The organism is Escherichia sp. MOD1-EC6162, assembly GCF_002965125.1.
GTDB classification, from domain to species: Bacteria; Pseudomonadota; Gammaproteobacteria; order Enterobacterales; family Enterobacteriaceae; genus Escherichia; species Escherichia marmotae.
The window spans coordinates 47,688-62,896 of sequence record NZ_PTSB01000015.1 but is presented as its reverse complement, the minus strand read 5'-3'; the positions used below and the strand labels follow the sequence as shown (position 1 = coordinate 62,896).

At 49.0% G+C, this 15,209-nt stretch carries 16 protein-coding genes; 12 read left to right on the top strand and 4 right to left on the bottom strand.

What is annotated here, in order from left to right:
* Positions 1-40: 40 nt before the first annotated feature.
* Positions 41-286, bottom strand: a complete 246-nt coding sequence (locus A9587_RS14115; RefSeq protein WP_001015094.1) for a YmjA family protein — start codon at positions 284-286, stop codon at positions 41-43.
* A gap of 226 nt (positions 287-512) precedes the next feature.
* Positions 513-1,490 carry a phage shock protein operon transcriptional activator gene (pspF, locus tag A9587_RS14110; protein WP_001516479.1) on the bottom strand — a complete coding sequence of 326 codons (978 nt, stop codon included), beginning with the start codon at positions 1,488-1,490 and terminating at the stop codon, positions 513-515.
* Positions 1,491-1,655: 165 nt separating this feature from the next.
* On the opposite strand from pspF, the gene pspA reads away from it, so the two are divergent.
* From pspA to tyrR, 8 genes are all read left to right on the top strand, one after another.
* A complete protein-coding gene (gene pspA, locus A9587_RS14105; RefSeq protein WP_000511027.1) occupies positions 1,656-2,324 on the top strand; it encodes a phage shock protein PspA in 669 nt (222 codons plus the stop codon).
* Positions 2,325-2,378: 54 nt separating this feature from the next.
* Positions 2,379-2,603, top strand: coding sequence for an envelope stress response membrane protein PspB (gene pspB / locus A9587_RS14100; RefSeq protein WP_001274965.1), 225 nt, complete (start codon positions 2,379-2,381; stop codon positions 2,601-2,603).
* Positions 2,603-2,962 carry an envelope stress response membrane protein PspC gene (gene pspC, locus A9587_RS14095; protein WP_016248746.1) on the top strand — a complete coding sequence of 120 codons (360 nt, stop codon included), beginning with the start codon at positions 2,603-2,605 and terminating at the stop codon, positions 2,960-2,962. Before pspB ends, pspC begins: the two co-directional genes overlap by 1 nt.
* Before the next feature lie 8 nt (positions 2,963-2,970).
* Positions 2,971-3,192: a phage shock protein PspD gene (gene pspD, locus A9587_RS14090; RefSeq protein WP_001469239.1), complete on the top strand. Its 222-nt coding sequence runs from the start codon at positions 2,971-2,973 to the stop codon at positions 3,190-3,192.
* Between the two features lie 74 nt (positions 3,193-3,266).
* Positions 3,267-3,581 carry a thiosulfate sulfurtransferase PspE gene (gene pspE / locus A9587_RS14085; protein ID WP_000473116.1) on the top strand — a complete coding sequence of 105 codons (315 nt, stop codon included), beginning with the start codon at positions 3,267-3,269 and terminating at the stop codon, positions 3,579-3,581.
* Positions 3,582-3,700: 119 nt separating this feature from the next.
* Positions 3,701-5,098: a YcjX family protein gene (locus A9587_RS14080; protein WP_105263568.1), complete on the top strand. Its 1,398-nt coding sequence runs from the start codon at positions 3,701-3,703 to the stop codon at positions 5,096-5,098.
* Positions 5,095-6,156, top strand: a complete 1,062-nt coding sequence (locus A9587_RS14075; RefSeq protein ID WP_000138736.1) for a YcjF family protein — start codon at positions 5,095-5,097, stop codon at positions 6,154-6,156. The genes A9587_RS14080 and A9587_RS14075 overlap by 4 nt, the downstream gene beginning before the upstream one ends.
* A 147-nt stretch (positions 6,157-6,303) precedes the next feature.
* A complete protein-coding gene (tyrR, locus tag A9587_RS14070; protein WP_001516475.1) occupies positions 6,304-7,845 on the top strand; it encodes a transcriptional regulator TyrR in 1,542 nt (513 codons plus the stop codon).
* A gap of 44 nt (positions 7,846-7,889) precedes the next feature.
* On the opposite strand, the gene tpx is transcribed toward tyrR, so the two are convergent.
* Positions 7,890-8,396 carry a thiol peroxidase gene (tpx, locus tag A9587_RS14065; RefSeq protein WP_000078458.1) on the bottom strand — a complete coding sequence of 169 codons (507 nt, stop codon included), beginning with the start codon at positions 8,394-8,396 and terminating at the stop codon, positions 7,890-7,892.
* Between the two features lie 118 nt (positions 8,397-8,514).
* Between tpx and ycjG the strand changes: the two genes are divergently transcribed.
* Positions 8,515-9,480, top strand: coding sequence for an L-Ala-D/L-Glu epimerase (gene ycjG, locus A9587_RS14060; protein ID WP_001516473.1), 966 nt, complete (start codon positions 8,515-8,517; stop codon positions 9,478-9,480).
* Here ycjG and mpaA read toward each other — a convergent pair.
* The gene (gene mpaA, locus A9587_RS14055; RefSeq protein WP_001516472.1) at positions 9,455-10,183 is read right to left on the bottom strand and encodes a murein tripeptide amidase MpaA; all 729 of its coding nucleotides are present in this window, start codon (positions 10,181-10,183) and stop codon (positions 9,455-9,457) included. The two genes, ycjG and mpaA, sit on opposite strands and share 26 nt — an antisense overlap.
* Before the next feature lie 182 nt (positions 10,184-10,365).
* Between mpaA and mppA the strand changes: the two genes are divergently transcribed.
* The 3 genes from mppA (at position 10,366) to A9587_RS14040 (ending at position 15,179) form a co-directional block, all read left to right on the top strand.
* Positions 10,366-11,979, top strand: a complete 1,614-nt coding sequence (mppA, locus tag A9587_RS14050; RefSeq protein WP_105263567.1) for a murein tripeptide ABC transporter substrate-binding protein MppA — start codon at positions 10,366-10,368, stop codon at positions 11,977-11,979.
* 188 nt (positions 11,980-12,167) lie between these two features.
* Complete coding sequence (locus tag A9587_RS14045) at positions 12,168-13,250, top strand: glycoside hydrolase family 25 protein (RefSeq protein WP_233432056.1); 1,083 nt, start codon at positions 12,168-12,170, stop codon at positions 13,248-13,250.
* A 3-nt stretch (positions 13,251-13,253) separates the two neighbouring features.
* Positions 13,254-15,179 (top strand): GH25 family lysozyme, encoded by a 1,926-nt coding sequence (locus A9587_RS14040; RefSeq protein WP_105263566.1) that lies wholly within the window; start codon positions 13,254-13,256, stop codon positions 15,177-15,179.
* Positions 15,180-15,209 lie beyond the last annotated feature (30 nt).

Here is a 15,209-nt window from a genome sequence, read left to right as displayed (position 1 = left end):
TACGGCCTACAATCCTGGCCGGGCGTCCACTATTAAATGATTACTCATTACCCCATTGATTCAAGAACTCTGCGATCTCATCAATGTGCGCGGGATTAATCCCTGCTTCAGCGGCCATTTCATGCTGGGCTTCTTCGCTGATCTCTTCATTGTTCATCAAACGGGTGAGCAGTAACTGGAAGTAGTGGGCCAGCGCCGTGCGCTCAGATTCTGCGACAGATTTTGCGCATTCGCTCGCGTATTCATCGGCAATATCGAAATATTTCAGTGGGATATCGTGGTTCATGGTTTACCCTGGGGTTAATGCGTTAAGCATAGGGGCGGATGATAGCACTCGTGATCCGGGTCATACATCTTTTTATAGATAACGGCGCTGCGCACCGCCAGTGCGCCAGGCTGCGTCTGGCGAAACCCGTATCATGCACTAGCTGACAGTATATTGAATTTAAACGGTTTTGTTGGTCGAACAGGACGTTTACGCCGCATCCGGCAAGTGACATTGCCTAACCCCGCTAAATCTGGTGCTTTTTCAACAATGCGCGGAACTGATGATAGGTTAATCCCAGTAATTCAGCCGCGCGTTTCTGGTTATATTTCCCCTGTTGCAAACTGAGCTGAAGTAACTCTTTTTCCTGCAGCATCTGAAATTCGCGCAAATCCACCGGCAACGCCGGAAGTGATGTCGTTTCTGAAACGGCGATAGCTTCTTCCGGTGGACGCTGTTTAAAGGGATCAATAATGATGTCATCAAGCGGATAATCGCTGGTGCCGTGGCGATACACCGAACGTTCCACCACGTTTTTCAATTCACGAATATTTCCCGGCCAGCGATAATTTAGCAGCGTTTCTCTGGCGCGTTCCGTAAAACCCGGGAATAGAGGCAGTTTGATTTCCCGACACATCTGGATGGCAAAGTGTTCCGCCATCAGCATAATATCGCCTTCACGCTCACGTAGCGGCGGCAGTTGCACCACGTCGAAAGCCAGACGGTCGAGCAGGTCGGCGCGAAAAGTGCCTTCATTGACCATCGCCGGAAGGTCGGCGTTCGTGGCACATACCAGCCGCACATTGACCTGTAATGGCTGACTACCGCCGACGCGTTCCAGTTCACCATACTCGATCACGCGCAACAATTTTTCCTGCACCATCATCGGTGCCGTAGCGAGTTCATCAAGAAACAACGTGCCGCCGTCTGCGCGTTCAAATCGTCCCGGATGACGTTTTTGCGCGCCGGTAAACGCGCCAGCTTCATGGCCAAACAGTTCGGAATCCAGCAGATTTTCATTTAACGCCGCGCAGTTAAGAGAAATAAACGGCCCTTGCCAACGCGAAGAAAGGTAGTGCAGGCGGCTGGCGATCAACTCTTTACCGGTGCCGCGCTCGCCAATAATCAACACTGGTTTGTCCAGCGGCGCGAGATGCGAAACCTGTTCCAGCACTTCGAGAAAGCTGTTCGCTTCACCGAGTAAGTTATCTTTGTATTCAGCCATGATGAAATTCGCCACTTGTTAGTGTAATTCGCTAATTCATCCTGGCATGTTGCTGTTGAATCTTCAATCAGATCTTTATAAATCAAAAAGATAAAAATTGGCACGCAAATTGTATTAACAGTTCAGCAGGACAATCCTGAACAAAGAAATCAAGAGGACAACATTATGGGTATTTTTTCTCGCTTTGCCGACATCGTGAATGCCAACATCAACGCCCTTTTAGAGAAGGCGGAAGACCCGCAGAAACTGGTGCGTCTGATGATCCAGGAGATGGAAGACACTTTGGTTGAAGTGCGTTCTACTTCGGCGCGTGCGCTGGCGGAAAAGAAACAACTGACTCGCCGGATTGAACAAGCGTCGGCTCGTGAAGTTGAGTGGCAGGAAAAAGCCGAACTGGCACTGCTGAAAGAGAGAGAAGATCTGGCGCGTGCAGCGTTAATTGAAAAACAGAAACTGACCGATCTGATTAAGTCCCTGGAACATGAAGTGACGTTGGTGGACGATACGCTGGCGCGCATGAAGAAAGAGATAGGCGAACTGGAAAACAAGTTGAGCGAAACCCGCGCTCGCCAGCAGGCATTAATGCTGCGTCATCAGGCGGCGAATTCGTCGCGCGATGTGCGCCGTCAGTTGGATAGCGGAAAACTTGATGAAGCGATGGCGCGTTTCGAATCTTTCGAACGTCGTATCGACCAGATGGAAGCAGAAGCAGAAAGCCACAGCTTTGGTAAACAACGATCGCTGGATGAGCAATTTGCTGAACTGAAAGCCGATGACGCAATCAGCGAGCAACTGGCGCAATTAAAAGCCAAAATGAAGCAAGATAATCAATAATAACACCCCAGGCGGCGTCTGAACGCGCCGCCGCTCATCGTCTAAGGAGTACTTATGAGCGCGCTATTTCTGGCTATTCCGTTAACCATTTTTGTGCTGTTTGTTTTGCCTATCTGGTTATGGCTGCATTACAGCAACCGCTCCAGCCGTGGTGAATTGTCGCAAAGTGAACAGCAGCGATTAGCGCAACTGGCAGATGAGGCAAAACGGATGCGTGAGCGTATTCAGGCGCTGGAGTCCATTCTTGATGCTGAACATCCGAACTGGAGGGATCGCTAATGGCGGGTATTAATCTCAATAAAAAATTATGGCGCATCCCACAACAGGGCATGGTGCGTGGTGTCTGCGCAGGGATTGCCAATTATTTTGATGTGCCCGTAAAACTGGTGCGTATTCTCGTGGTGCTGTCGATATTCTTCGGCCTGGCGCTGTTTACCCTGGTCGCTTACATCATCTTGTCATTTGCCCTTGACCCGATGCCGGACAACATGGCGTATGGTGAACAACAACCTTCCAGCAGCGAATTGCTGGATGAAGTCGACCGTGAACTGGCGGCCAGTGAAACGCGTTTACGCGAGATGGAACGTTATGTCACTTCCGACACTTTCTCGCTACGTAGTCGTTTCCGTCAACTGTGAGGAAAGTTATGAATATTCGCTGGCAACAGGCCGGGCAAAAGGTGAAGCCTGGTTTCAAATTAGCAGGCAAGCTGGTACTTCTTACCGCACTGCGCTACGGCCCGGCGGGCGTTGCTGGTTGGGCGATAAAATCTGTTGCTCGTCGGCCGCTGAAAATGTTGCTGGCTGTGGCGCTGGAACCGCTGTTAAGTCGGGCCGCTAATAAACTGGCACAGCGCTATAAAAGGTGAGGGGAGTTTCGCAAAAATTGTTAAATCTCAGGCGTATAATGGATAGCAATTTTCATCCATAGAAGGACGCTTACATGTTTAAAAAAGGGTTACTAGCGCTGACGCTGGCGTTTTCACTGCCTGTTTTTGCCGCTGAACACTGGATCGATGTTCGTATTCCAGAACAGTATCAGCAAGAGCACGTTCAGGGAGCCATCAATATTCCCCTGAAGGAAGTGAAAGAGCGTATTGCCACCGCCGTTCCGGATAAAAACGACACCGTTAAAGTGTATTGCAACGCAGGGCGTCAGTCCGGACAGGCAAAAGAAATCCTCAGCGAAATGGGGTACACCCACGTTGAAAACGCCGGTGGTCTTAAAGATATTGAGATGCCGAAGGTCAAAGGTTAAAAGAATTACTCATTGAGCGGTGTAAATAACACCGCTTATTTATTTGATAAATCAAAATTAACCCACATTATTACCTCCAGCATCTCATCCTTTCTACAGCTTTCTGGCACAGGACAGCAATGAAGCGACTCAAAAATGAACTTAATGCGCTGGTGAATCGTGGTGTCGACAGGCACTTGCGACTGGCCGTAACCGGTCTTAGCCGCAGTGGGAAAACAGCGTTTATCACCGCGATGGTTAATCAGTTGCTCAATATTCATGCCGGAGCACGTTTGCCGCTATTAAGTGCGGTGCGTGAAGATCGTCTGCTGGGCGTAAAACGCATTCCCCAGCGTGACTTTGGCATTCCGCGCTTCACCTATGATGAAGGTCTGGCGCAATTATATGGCGATCCTCCGGCCTGGCCGACGCCAACGCGCGGCGTCAGCGAAATCCGCCTGGCATTGCGTTATAAATCGAATGATTCTCTGCTGCGTCATTTCAAGGACACCTCCACGTTGTATCTGGAGATTGTTGATTATCCCGGCGAGTGGCTACTCGATTTGCCAATGCTGGCTCAGGATTATTTAAGCTGGTCGCGGCAGATGACGGGCTTGCTTAATGGTCAGCGTGGCGAGTGGTCGGCAAAATGGCGGATGATGTGCGAAGGGCTGGACCCGTTAGCGCCTGCCGACGAAAATCGTCTTGCGGACATTGCCGCCGCGTGGACCGATTATCTCCACCATTGCAAGCAGCAGGGGCTGCACTTTATCCAGCCTGGTCGCTTTGTCTTGCCTGGCGATATGGCGGGAGCGCCTGCGTTGCAGTTCTTCCCGTGGCCGGATGTTGACGCCTGGGGTGAGTCCAAACTGGCACAGGCCGATAAACACACCAACGCCGGGATGCTGCGTGAGCGGTATAACTATTACTGCGAGAAAGTGGTGAAAGGTTTCTATAAGAATCACTTTCTGCGCTTCGACCGCCAGATTGTACTGGTGGATTGCCTGCAACCGCTCAACAGTGGTCCGCAGGCTTTTAACGATATGCGCCTGGCGCTGACGCAACTGATGCAGAGTTTTCATTATGGGCAGCGCACGCTGTTCCGGCGCTTGTTCTCGCCGGTTATCGACAAATTACTGTTTGCTGCGACGAAAGCGGACCATGTGACCATCGATCAGCACGCCAATATGGTTTCATTACTGCAACAACTGATTCAGGACGCCTGGCAAAATGCGGCGTTTGAAGGGATCAGCATGGATTGTCTGGGGCTGGCCTCAGTTCAGGCGACCACCAGCGGCATTATCGACGTTAACGATGAGAAAATTCCGGCGCTGCGCGGCAATCGATTGAGCGATGGCGCACCGCTCACTGTTTATCCTGGCGAAGTTCCCGCACGTTTGCCCGGTCAGGCGTTCTGGGATAAGCAAGGTTTCCAGTTTGAGGCGTTTCGTCCGCAGGTAATGGATGTCGACAAACCGCTGCCGCATATTCGTCTTGATGCCGCGCTGGAATTTTTAATAGGAGATAAATTGCGATGACCGAACCGTTAAAACCACGTATTGATTTCGACGGTCCGCTGGAGGTCGATCAGAACCCTAAATTCAGGGCGCAGCAGACCTTTGACGAAAGTCAGGCGCAAAATTTTGCACCGGCGACGCTCGACGCAGCACAGGAAGAAGAAGGGCAAGTTGAAGCGGTGATGGATGCCGCATTACGCCCGAAACGCAGTCTGTGGCGCAAAATGGTGATGGGCGGGCTGACGCTGTTTGGCGTGAGCGTTGTTGGTCAGGGGGTGCAGTGGACGATGAATGCCTGGCAAACCCAGGACTGGGTGGCGCTGGGCGGTTGTGCCGCTGGGGCATTGATCATCGGTGCTGGCGTTGGCTCTGTGGTGACGGAGTGGCGGCGGTTATGGCGCTTGCGCCAGCGTGCTCATGAGCGTGATGAAGCGCGAGATTTGCTGCATAGCCACGGTACTGGAAAAGGGCGAGTTTTTTGTGAAAAGCTGGCGCAGCAGGCGGGGATCGATCAGTCGCATCCGGCGCTGCAACGCTGGTATGCCTCGATCCATGAAACGCAGAACGATCGCGAAGTCGTCAGTTTGTATGCCCATCTGGTTCAGCCGGTGCTGGATGCGCAGGCGCGCCGTGAAATCAGCCGTTCAGCGGCAGAATCTACGCTGATGATTGCCGTCAGTCCGCTGGCGCTGGTGGATATGGCGTTTATTGCCTGGCGCAATCTGCGGTTGATTAATCGCATCGCCACGCTGTATGGCATTGAACTGGGTTATTACAGCCGTTTGCGTCTGTTTAAACTGGTGCTGCTGAATATCGCTTTCGCCGGGGCCAGTGAACTGGTGCGCGAAGTGGGGATGGACTGGATGTCGCAGGATCTCGCAGCACGCTTGTCGACGCGCGCTGCCCAGGGAATTGGTGCCGGGCTACTGACTGCGCGTCTGGGAATTAAAGCTATGGAACTTTGCCGTCCGTTGCCGTGGATTGACGATGACAAACCCCGTCTGGGTGATTTCCGTCGTCAGCTTATCGGTCAGGTAAAAGAGACGCTGCAAAAGGGCAAAACGCCCAGCGAAAAATAACGCAATATCGGGTACTGATCGGATATCTTTACGCCGAAGTGCCCGTTTATTCGTCTTTGTGTCAATGTTTGTTGACAGAAACCTTCCTGCCACTCGAATAGTGTCATATCATCATATTAATTGTTCTTTTTTCAGGTGAAGGTTCCCATGCGTCTGGAAGTCTTTTGTGAAGACCGACTCGGTCTGACCCGCGAATTACTCGATCTACTAGTACTAAGAGGCATCGATTTACGCGGTATTGAGATTGACCCAATCGGGCGGATTTACCTTAATTTTGCCGAGCTGGATTTTGACAGTTTCAGCAGCCTGATGGCGGAAATTCGCCGTATAGCAGGTGTTACCGATGTACGCACGGTGTCGTGGATGCCTTCCGAGCGTGAACATCTGGCGCTGAGCGCATTGCTTGAGGCATTGCCTGAACCCGTGCTTTCTGTCGATATGAAAAGTAAAGTGGACATGGCGAATCCGGCGAGTTGTCAGCTATTTGGTCAGAAACTTGAGCGTTTACGCAATCATACCGCTGCGCAATTGATTAACGGATTTAATTTTTTACGTTGGCTGGAGAGTGACCCGCAGGATTCGCATAACGAACATGTGGTGATCAACGGGCAGAATTTCTTGATGGAGATAACGCCGGTCTATCTTCAGGATGAAAATGACCAGCACGTTTTGACTGGTGCGGTGGTGATGCTGCGTTCGACGATTCGTATGGGGCGTCAGTTGCAAAATGTGGCTGCGCAGGACGTCAGCGCCTTTAGCCAGATTGTCGCCGTTAGCTCGAAAATGAAACACGTTGTCGAGCAGGCGCAAAAACTGGCGATGTTAAGCGCGCCGCTACTGATCACGGGTGACACGGGTACAGGTAAAGATCTCTTTGCTTATGCCTGTCATCAAGCCAGCCCTCGTGCCGGTAAACCTTATCTGGCGCTGAACTGTGCATCTATTCCGGAAGATGCCGTTGAGAGCGAACTGTTTGGGCATGCCCCGGAAGGGAAGAAAGGGTTCTTTGAGCAAGCGAACGGCGGTTCGGTGCTGCTGGATGAGATTGGTGAGATGTCGCCACGGATGCAGGCTAAACTGCTGCGTTTCCTCAATGATGGCACCTTCCGTCGGGTTGGCGAAGATCATGAAGTGCATGTTGATGTGCGGGTGATTTGCGCGACGCAGAAGAATTTGGTTGAGCTGGTGCAAAAAGGCGTATTTCGGGAAGATCTCTATTATCGCCTGAACGTGTTGACGCTGAATCTGCCGCCGTTGCGTGACTGCCCGCAGGATATCATGCCGTTAACCGAATTGTTCGTCGCGCGCTTTGCCGACGAGCAGGGAGTGCCGCGTCCGAAATTGGCTGCCGATCTGAATACCGTGCTGACACGTTATGGTTGGCCGGGTAACGTGAGGCAATTGAAAAATGCGATTTACCGTGCACTAACGCAACTGGATGGCTACGAACTGCGCCCACAAGATATTTTGCTGCCAGATTATGACGCTGCTACCGTCCCTGTGGGGGAAGATGCGATGGAAGGTTCGCTGGATGAGATCACCAGCCGATTTGAACGATCGGTATTAACCCAGCTTTATCGCAATTACCCCAGCACGCGCAAACTGGCAAAACGTCTGGGTGTTTCCCATACCGCGATTGCCAACAAATTGCGTGAATACGGCCTGAGTCAGAAGAAGAGCGAAGAATAAACACGTAAAATGCCTGATGGCGCAATACCATCAGGCATAATAACTTACGCTTTCAGTACAGCCAGAGCTGCGTCGTAATCCGGCTCGGTGGTGATTTCATTCACCAGTTGGCTGAAAATCACATTGTCATTTTCATCAATTACGACAACTGCGCGCGCTGCCAGACCTTTCAAGGGGCCTTCAGCGATCTCAACACCGTAAGCTTTCAGGAATTCGCTATTACGGAAAGTGGAAAGGGTGATTACATTGTTCAGACCTTCCGCACCGCAGAAACGAGACTGGGCGAATGGCAGATCGGCAGAAATACACAGTACAACGGTGTTATCGATTTCTGTCGCCAGTTGGTTAAACTTACGTACTGATGCGGCGCAAACACCGGTATCAATACTCGGGAAAATGTTCAGCACTTTGCGTTTACCCGCAAACTGACCGAGGGTGACGTCAGACAGATCTTTTGCCACGAGAGTAAAAGTCTGCGCTTTGCTACCCACTTGCGGGATGGAATTGGCGACTGTAACCGGGTTGCCCTGGAAATGAACGATTTGTGACATGATTATCTTTCCTGTTTACATATAGTTAACGTCACATCTAGTTTATGCTAACTGTCAATAACACAGCAAACGCTATTTGCGCTTAATCCGCAAACCACCGCGGCAACAAGGAGTAAAGATGAGAACCGTAAAGGTATTTGAGGAAGCCTGGCCGTTACATTCCCCGTTTGTGATTGCGCGAGGTAGCCGTAGTGAAGCGCGTGTGGTGGTGGTTGAACTGGAAGAGGATGGTGTTAAAGGCGTAGGGGAATGTACTCCCTATCCGCGCTACGGTGAAAGTGATGCTTCGGTAATGGCGCAAATTATGAGTGTTGTGCCGCAACTGGAAAAAGGACTGACACGAGAAGAGTTGCAAAAAATTTTGCCCGCTGGTGCGGCACGCAATGCGCTGGATTGTGCGTTGTGGGATCTCTGTGCGCGTAAACAGCAGCAGACGTTAGCTGAATTTATCGGCATAACGCTTCCCGACACTATTACCACGGCGCAGACAGTGGTTATTGGTACGCCGGATCAGATGGCCAGCAGTGCATCAGCACTCTGGCAGGCGGGGGCGAAATTGCTGAAAGTGAAGCTGGATAACCATCTTATTAGCGAGCGGATGGTGGCGATCCGCGCAGCGGTTCCGGATGCGACGTTGATTGTTGATGCTAATGAATCCTGGCGCGCGGAAGGGTTGGCGGCGCGATGTCAGTTGTTGGCTGATTTAGGCGTCGCTATGCTGGAACAGCCGCTCCCGGCACAGGACGATGCGGCGCTGGAGAATTTTATTCATCCGTTACCCATTTGTGCTGATGAAAGCTGCCATACCCGCAGTAACCTGAAGGCGCTGCAAGGGCGCTATGAGATGGTTAACATCAAACTCGATAAAACCGGCGGGCTAACAGAAGCGCTGGCGTTGGCGACCGAAGCGCGTGCACAAGGTTTTAGCCTGATGTTGGGCTGCATGCTATGTACTTCACGCGCCATTAGCGCCGTTTTACCGCTGGTGCCGCAGGTCAGTTTTGCTGATCTTGATGGCCCGACCTGGTTGGCGGTGGATGTGGAGCCGCCGCTACAGTTTACGACCGGCGAATTGCATCTTTAGGATGCCAACGCAGTAAATTCGCCATTGCAAAGAGATACTTTTCGCTGGCTTCATCTGAGGAGACAGGCGGAAACTCGGCGGTAATACAGTGCAAGTTCAGATCAGCACACCAACTGCCGAAGGAGCCGGGCGTTTCATAGCCGACGCTGGTCACCAGCGGTAATTCAAACGCCTGAGCCAGCCATTCACCTAATTCACTGTGCCTGGGATCTTCAATACAAGCCAGCGGATCGTGAAAAGAGACTATCCAGGCGGGTTGGATACGATGAATGAGCTGGCACAACGCCTGGGTTTCAGGTTCTGAGCCTGGTTTATCTCCGGTCAGCAAGACCACGTCGCGCTTTTCGGCGGCGCTGTTCCAGCGGTACACCGTTTCACCTTCTTTCCAGTTTGCTGCAGGAAAGTTTCTGTTCAAATCCACACCATTAGCATTGGCTCGTAAACCAAGCTGGCAACCGTCAGGATTCACACAGAGCACGACATGATGGCGGCGCAGAGAAGGGGTTAATGTGCGTAATGCGCAGGAGAGGGTGACGACGGAAGAATTTTCGTCGCCGTGGGTGCCAGCCAGAATCAAACCACTTTCGCTGCTGGCTGCAGACGCCGGAAACCAGATCAATGGCGCACCTAATAATGAACGTCCGTAATGTTCGGTTCCTGGCGGAAAAGCGCCCCGTTCGGCGCGCGGGCGGGTCACGGTCATAATCGTCTCGAATATAAGAAGTATTACAGGCAGTGTTGTGCAAATTTTGCGGATTATCAAATCCTTTTCGACAACGATATGTTATCGATCCTTTATCACTTTTTTACCGGAAGTTATTTGCATTTCTTCAAGGAGAAACAAATAATTACGCATCAATCTTAACATCGTTTTGAGGGTATCTTATGAAGCACTCTGTTTCAGTCACTTGTTGTGCGCTGTTAGTCAGCAGCATTTCCCTGTCGTATGCTGCAGATGTTCCGGGCGGCACAGTACTGGCAGAGAAACAGGAGTTGGTGCGCCACATTAAAGATGAGCCTGCATCATTAGACCCCGCGAAAGCCGTGGGTTTGCCAGAGATTCAGGTCATTCGCGATTTGTTTGAAGGGTTGGTGAATCAGAACGAGAAAGGCGAGATTGTGCCTGGCGTTGCTACCCAGTGGAAAAGTAATGACAACCGCATCTGGACTTTTACCCTGCGCGATAACGCCAAATGGGCCGATGGTACACCGGTAACGGCACAGGATTTTGTCTATAGCTGGCAGCGTCTGGTGGATCCGAAAACGTTGTCTCCGTTTGCCTGGTTTGCCGCACTGGCTGGAATCAACAACGCCCAGGCAATTATTGATGGTAAGGCTACGCCAGCTCAACTTGGCGTCACCGCTGTTGATGCCCATACTCTGAAAATTCAGCTTGATAAACCGTTGCCCTGGTTTGTGAATTTAACCGCTAACTTTGCTTTTTTCCCGGTGCAAAAAGCCAACGTTGAAAGCGGTAAAGAGTGGACGAAGCCCGGGAATCTGATCGGCAATGGTGCTTATGTACTTAAAGAGCGCGTAGTAAATGAAAAGCTGGTCGTGGTGCCGAATACCCATTATTGGGATAACGCTAAAACGGTGCTGCAGAAAGTGACTTTCCTGCCAATTAACCAGGAGTCCGCCGCGACCAAGCGCTATCTTGCAGGTGATATTGATATCACTGAATCCTTCCCAAAAAATATGTATCAGAAACTACTGAAGGATATTCCAGGGCAGGTTTATACGCCGCCGCAGTTGGGGACGTATTATTATGCATTTAACACGCAAAAAGGGCCAACGGCAGATCAACGTGTCCGTCTGGCATTAAGCATGACGATTGATCGTCGTCTGATGGCAGAAAAAGTATTAGGTACAGGTGAAAAGCCGGCATGGCATTTTACGCCAGATGTTACCGCCGGATTTACACCAGAACCTTCGCCGTTTGAGCAAATGAGTCAGGAAGAACTGAATGCCCAGGCGAAAACATTGTTGAGCGCTGCCGGATATGGTCCACAGAAACCGTTGAAACTTACACTGCTGTATAACACTTCGGAAAATCACCAGAAAATTGCTATTGCCGTCGCGTCGATGTGGAAAAAGAATCTTGGTGTAGATGTCAAATTACAAAATCAGGAATGGAAAACCTATATCGATAGTCGTAACACCGGTAACTTTGATGTTATTCGCGCCTCGTGGGTCGGGGATTATAATGAACCATCGACTTTCTTGACGCTGTTAACATCAAGGCACTCAGGGAATATTTCACGTTTTAACAATCCGGCATACGACAAGGTACTGGCTCAGGCATCGACTGAAAATACCGTTAAAGCGCGCAACGCCGATTACAACGCGGCAGAGAAAATCCTGATAGAACAAGCACCGATTGCGCCGATTTATCAATATACTAATGGTCGGTTAATCAAACCGTGGTTGAAAGGTTATCCAATTAATAACCCGGAAGATGTGGCGTATAGTCGGACTATGTATATAGTGAAGCATTAATATGATGTCATCTGGCGCGGTTAAGCGCGCCAGATTTAACAATCCCGATAAAATCCCTTCTTTTTTTAAATCCTCCCTATAAAAAATCATTCCAACGATGGAATTTTGAAATTTTCTGGCGATATCGAACATAAATAATAATCAAATGTTTTATTTGTCAGGTGTATTACATACGCTGAATATAAGCTGTGCTTTACTTTTCTTTACAACGTAAAGTGAATTGCATTCCTGGTGAAATATCTTCATTAGAAAACAGACATACAGCTAAAAAATGGGGTGGTAAAATGAAAAAACTTTCAGCTATTCCGTTAGTTATCTCGTTATTATTCATTAATTATTCCTCTTTAACGCTGGCCGCAGAATCACTGCCCGATGCCTCATCGCTGGGACTGGAAAACTTAACGAATGATCTCTCCCGGCAAGAATTGTTTGTGAAAATTCTGGAATCGGATCCTTCGCGTGATAAAGAGTTTGATTCCTTTGCTGTAAAAAAATATTTTAAATTTCCGGCTGATGTTGCTTACGATTCAGTATTGAATCAACCACGACCCAGTTCTTTATTTGGTGTGGATATCAGCCATCATAACGGCAGGAACTTCCCGATCGAACTGTTGGCAAAAAATAAGTCTGTGTTCTTGTATATGAAGTCCAGTCAAGGAACACGTTATGTTGATCCTGAATTCGCCGGCTTTTGGCAGCGGGCCGGCGATACTGAACGAGGGATAAAACTTCACCGTGGAGCCTACCACTTTCTTTCCAGCGGTACACCGGCAGACGACGCAGAATTGTGGGGACGCAAGCAGGCAATGACGTTTGTCAAAGTTATCAAAGCTAACGGTGGGCTAAGGGCGACAGACATGCCACCGGCAGTGGATGTTGAGTGGGATGTGGATTCATTAACGGGTAAGGACCGCTGGCAGAAGCGCAAACCTGCGGAAATTATAACAATGATCAAGGCGTTTACCGCGCAGGTAGAAGCCGATTTAGGGCGTAAACCGGTTATCTACACTGCACGTGCGTGGTGGAAAGATGCCGTTGGTGGGGAAAATAGTTTCGCCCAGGTCGCAGAACATAAACTGTGGCTGGCTGATTACTCTAATCAGGCACAGGCCAGTGAAACCCCGCGTTCAATTAACCAGACAAAATGGGCAATCTGGCAGTTTACCGATGCTGCACAGCTTAATTTGGGATCGAGTAAGAAATTCGATGCCAGTATTTATAAAGGACCGACTGCTGAGTTTTATTCCACTCTTGGTGTTCAGGAGTTTTAAATTATGAACAAACGATGGCTAATTTTATGTAAATCGGCCCTTGGGCTGTTCATTGCAGGAATATCACTGGGAATGACTGACGTCCTGGCAGATGATATTTGCAAAAATGGCGCAATGGTCCCTGATGAATATTGTCATTTTTTTATCCATTATGGCCCTGAGAACCCTGGGAGACTGGATATCCGAATCAGTGACGCATTAAAAATACCTGATCAGGATGCAGCAAAAACTCGCTCCATCGGGTTGATTATTGCAATTTCAAAATATCCACTTTTGCATGAGGATATTCCTGCCGCAGCGGTAGATGGCCAAAGAATGGCTGATTTTCTTATCAACGGACAGAAGTTTGATGAGGTTATTTTATTAAAAGATCAGGATGCATCGCTGGATAATATTAATTATTTTTTGAAAGAATATCTACCTGCCAGAGGGACGATGTTTGATAAGAAAGCCCGTTTGTTAATTGCTTATTCAGGACATGGGCGTTTTGGTACTCAAAATGGTAATTCTGATAAAGCACCGGCATTTGTTTTGAGTAATGCTACAGATATCGATGGTTCAAAAGGGATGTATGAAATGCCAGCGCTGAATGCACAGCTTAATATTCTGGCAAAGCGTTATTTCCATGTTCTGACTTTAGTCAATGCTTGCTTTGGTTCTGGCTTGTATGGCATGACCATCGGAGCGGGTAACTCTAACTCGTACAGTAATCCAGGTGCGTATGCAATAGCTGCCGGTGACGATAAAACAGAGGTTTACTCGCTGGATGCAAAGCGCGGAAGTGTCTTTTTTGATACAATTATCAAAGGGGTAACGAATGGTGTTGCCGACGAACGTTTTGGTAAGTCATATATGGTAAAGGTAGATGGTAAGAAAGAATACTATGCCGGAATAACCAGAACGTTGAGTTTATTTATCTATGTTAACGATCAATATTCAGATATTAATGAAAAGCTGGATGAACAAGGGAAGGGATTACATTTAAGTGATGCCTGGATTGGTGCAACAGAAATTCCCGCAGGCCCTGGGGGATTCTTCTTCATCAATGAGCCTGCGGCAAGTCGTCTGGATAATAAGACTCAACTGGCTGCGGGAAAAGCAGGAGAGTTTACTAATATCGATGTGGCATCATTCTCTATTGATAAGCCAGATTCTTCCCCCGCAGATAATCAAGAAAAAGATAATAAATCAATTGAGATTCCTTATGGTCCCGTAAGTGCAATTCCCAATCGTCCTGATATTCGTATTTTTAAAACGCCGGAGATTTATCCGATCCATGGACATGATATTTCATCTAATGATGGTGAGATCGACTGGAAATTGTTTCAGGAAAAATCGTCTGCGCGTTTTGTATATACGAGAGTAGTTGGCTGGAGAGGTCCAGATTCATCATTTAAGTCTCACTGGAAACAATTAGCTGATTCCAAATTTGACCATGGAGGTTATTTCAAATTTGATTTTTGTCGCACTCCTGAAGCACAACTGGAAACGGCAAAAAGCTTCCTGCCTGCTGATCCAAATATGTTACCGCCCGGTATTTTATTGGTAAATCCTGAAGGTGAAGATACAACTCAACTAGCCTGTTTTAAAAAATCGGGAATGGCGAAAGCACGTAATGATATTTTGCACTTTGCTGGTCTGGTCTATCAAAATTATCATAAGACCCCCATATTTTATGGCAATCATAATAATCTGTCCCACTTCATGGATAGTCGATTCGAGCAGTATATGGTGTGGATGGGGTATTGGGGACAAGCTGGCGTGAAGCTTGAGGGGCGCAATCCCTGGACGCTTTGGCAATATTCAGGGAATGAAACTGTACCGGGGATCGGCCACAGCACTGAGTCGGAAGTTTTCTTTGGTACTGAAGAACAGTATGTTCAGTTTAAAGCGGGTGAGAATAATGTAGCACTGGCTGCTGTTAATTGAAAAAATAAATAAGACTGGATGGCAAATATG

What these genes read in the sequence shown, in the direction of transcription:
- pspD (WP_001469239.1), top strand. Translation starts at nt 2,971, where the DNA reads ATGAATATTCGCTGGCAACAGGCCGGGCAAAAGGTGAAGCCTGGTTTC.
- pspC (WP_016248746.1), top strand. Translation starts at nt 2,603, where the DNA reads ATGGCGGGTATTAATCTCAATAAAAAATTATGGCGCATCCCACAACAG.
- tyrR (WP_001516475.1), top strand. Translation starts at nt 6,304, where the DNA reads ATGCGTCTGGAAGTCTTTTGTGAAGACCGACTCGGTCTGACCCGCGAA.
- A9587_RS14080 (WP_105263568.1), top strand. Translation starts at nt 3,701, where the DNA reads ATGAAGCGACTCAAAAATGAACTTAATGCGCTGGTGAATCGTGGTGTC.
- ycjG (WP_001516473.1), top strand. Translation starts at nt 8,515, where the DNA reads ATGAGAACCGTAAAGGTATTTGAGGAAGCCTGGCCGTTACATTCCCCG.
- A9587_RS14075 (WP_000138736.1), top strand. Translation starts at nt 5,095, where the DNA reads ATGACCGAACCGTTAAAACCACGTATTGATTTCGACGGTCCGCTGGAG.
- pspE (WP_000473116.1), top strand. Translation starts at nt 3,267, where the DNA reads ATGTTTAAAAAAGGGTTACTAGCGCTGACGCTGGCGTTTTCACTGCCT.
- pspF (WP_001516479.1), bottom strand. Translation starts at nt 1,490, where the DNA reads ATGGCTGAATACAAAGATAACTTACTCGGTGAAGCGAACAGCTTTCTC.
- mpaA (WP_001516472.1), bottom strand. Translation starts at nt 10,183, where the DNA reads ATGACCGTGACCCGCCCGCGCGCCGAACGGGGCGCTTTTCCGCCAGGA.
- A9587_RS14115 (WP_001015094.1), bottom strand. Translation starts at nt 286, where the DNA reads ATGAACCACGATATCCCACTGAAATATTTCGATATTGCCGATGAATAC.
- pspB (WP_001274965.1), top strand. Translation starts at nt 2,379, where the DNA reads ATGAGCGCGCTATTTCTGGCTATTCCGTTAACCATTTTTGTGCTGTTT.
- A9587_RS14040 (WP_105263566.1), top strand. Translation starts at nt 13,254, where the DNA reads ATGAACAAACGATGGCTAATTTTATGTAAATCGGCCCTTGGGCTGTTC.
- pspA (WP_000511027.1), top strand. Translation starts at nt 1,656, where the DNA reads ATGGGTATTTTTTCTCGCTTTGCCGACATCGTGAATGCCAACATCAAC.
- tpx (WP_000078458.1), bottom strand. Translation starts at nt 8,396, where the DNA reads ATGTCACAAATCGTTCATTTCCAGGGCAACCCGGTTACAGTCGCCAAT.
- mppA (WP_105263567.1), top strand. Translation starts at nt 10,366, where the DNA reads ATGAAGCACTCTGTTTCAGTCACTTGTTGTGCGCTGTTAGTCAGCAGC.